Raw genomic sequence first — 2,554 nt, 5'->3', positions numbered from 1 at the left:
CTTGCAATAAAATCCAAGTTTTTTTCGACATTTGCCAGGTATTTTATGGTAATTCTGGTCATTTGTTCTTTTTATGATTTTATATCATTTTAGATAATTAATAATAATAATTTATTATCACAAGAAGATTATGATAAATAAAAAATATATTATAAAGTTTTGGAGGCTTAATATGAAGGTTATAGATATGCATTGTGATACAATGAAGGCGATTTTAGATAATCGAGATGAAAATAGATATGTTAATTTAAAAAAGAATGGTTTTAGTGTTGATATAGAGAAAATGAAACAAGGAGATTATATGTTACAAGTATTTGCAGCATTTACAAATATGGCCGAGGGCGATACACTAGTAAACTGTTTGAGAACTATTGATCTTTTTCACGACGAAATAAAAGCAAATTCACAAGATATAGGGATAGTTTTGAGCTATGATGATATATTAAAAAATATAGAGCAAAATAAAATGAGTGCGCTTTTATCTATAGAAGAAGGGGCTTGCTGTAAAGGTGATTTAGGTATTCTTAGAAATTTTTATAGACTGGGTGTTAGGATGATGACTTTAACTTGGAATTATGAAAATGAGCTTGGATTCCCAAATGAAATAATAAACAATAAATTAGTTTGTGATAGAGGATTAAAAGACAGAGGATTTGAATTTATAGAGGAAATGGAGAATCTAGGTATTATTATAGATGTATCTCATTTATCAGATGCTGGATTTTATGATATTTTAAATAATACTAAAAAGCCATTTGTTGCAAGTCATTCAAATGCAAGGAGCATTTGTAATCACCGTCGCAACATGACCGATGATATGATAAAAAAACTAGCAGACAGAGGCGGAGTTATGGGTCTTAATTTTTATTCTAACTTTTTAAATGAAAATACAAAGTTTAGCGACTTATCAAAATTAGACGACATGATAAAACACTTAAAACATATTAAAAATATAGGTGGAATAGAAGTTATAGGATTAGGAAGTGACTTTGACGGAATAGATTGTAAAGTAGAAATTGAAAATGCATCAAAAATGCAAATTTTAGCGGAAAAGATAAAAAAAGAAGGATTTACGGAAGATGAAGTAGAACATATATTCTATAAAAATGTTTTGAATTTATTCAAAGAAATATTATAATATATTTTAAACAAGAAAATAAATTTTTAAAAATATATAAAATTAAAGCTTGCTATATGCAGGCTTTAATGTTTTAAGAGAGGTGACAGTATGATTACTAAATTGCACAATAAAAATAAAATCTTAGATAAATATATAGAAATAATAAAACAAAATAACTTTAAATCAAGTGATATACTTGTGTTTGTGGATAATAATATAAATCGACTAGAGTATATAAAAAAGATAGAACTTAAAATAAGTGAAGAACTTAAGATATGTACATATAGTCAATTTGTAAGGGGCGAAATAATAACATACTGGCCGATTATTTTAAATGATTGCGAAGATATAATAAAAAAGAATTTGACGCCGACATTTATATCTAGTAATTTAAAGACGTATATATTTGAAAAAAAGGTAGAAATGAAGAGAAATAAGGAAAATTATTTTGACGATATTACGGGGACTAATAAATCAATAGCATCTAATATTATGAATAATTTAGATAATGCTATTTATAATCAAATAGATTATAAAAAAATAGGAAAAAAGATTTACAACTCAAAAGCTAATAAAGAGAATATCAAAGACAAATCTTATATTGAAATGGAAAAAATAATAGAAGAATATCTAAATGAAATGATAAGCAACTCCATGGTAGATGATAGTATAAGTATTTACCTATACAATCAATATCTATTAAAAAATAAATTATATAAAGAACAATTATTAAATAGATATAAATACTTATTTATAGACGATTTACAAAATATAAGTGTTAGTCAGGTAAACTTGATAAAAGAATTTGACAATAATGAAAAAGAAATATTTGTTTATTGCTATCACAGTAGGTATTTCTCTTCATTTATCAAAAATGATATTAACTATGTATATAAACAATTATTAGGACGAGATGAAACTTACAGCAATATAGGAGTTTTTGATTTAATTAATGAAAATGCAAGTATAGAGTTGGACCAAAGTAGTCAGCTATATGGCGAAATGATAGAGAATATATCACAAAAAATAGAAAGCTTAATTTCAAATGGAGTTTCTAAAAAAGATATTGTAGTAATAAATCCTATAAATACTCCAGTATTAGATTATGAAATTACAAATAAGTTAAAGGCTAAAGATATAGAGATATTAAATACAAAGAAAACAAGCAAAATAATAGATTATCCATATGGAAATTTATTATATGTTGCAGTCGCTATATATTGCGAACTTCAATCTCATATAAAAGAAGAAGAGTATATAAATTTTATTCAGATTTTATTTAATTTAAATAGGATAAAATCATATAAAATCTATAGAAATAGGGATAAAGAAGAAGATTATAAACAAATAATAAAATATATAGATGATTGTAGCGGGGAAGCTCTAGGTTATATAGTTGAAAAATTATTAAACCAAGGTGCAAAAGACGTTCAT

Annotated in this window: 2 protein-coding genes; both read left to right on the top strand. The window is 24.9% G+C overall.

Annotated elements, in window-relative coordinates:
* Positions 1–172 precede the first annotated feature (172 nt).
* Positions 173–1,138, top strand: coding sequence for a dipeptidase (locus tag I4U58_RS13460; protein WP_195931845.1), 966 nt, complete (start codon positions 173–175; stop codon positions 1,136–1,138).
* 90 nt (positions 1,139–1,228) lie between these two features.
* Positions 1,229–2,554: nickel insertion protein (gene larC / locus I4U58_RS13455; protein ID WP_195931844.1), on the top strand; the 1,326-nt coding region annotated here is incomplete at its 3' end.

This window comes from Clostridium sp. 1001270J_160509_D11 (genome assembly GCF_015667935.1).
Lineage (GTDB): Bacteria > Bacillota > Clostridia > Peptostreptococcales > Peptostreptococcaceae > Intestinibacter.
The sequence above is the reverse complement of the archived record's forward strand: the minus strand, read 5'-3'. Positions and strand labels throughout refer to the sequence as shown.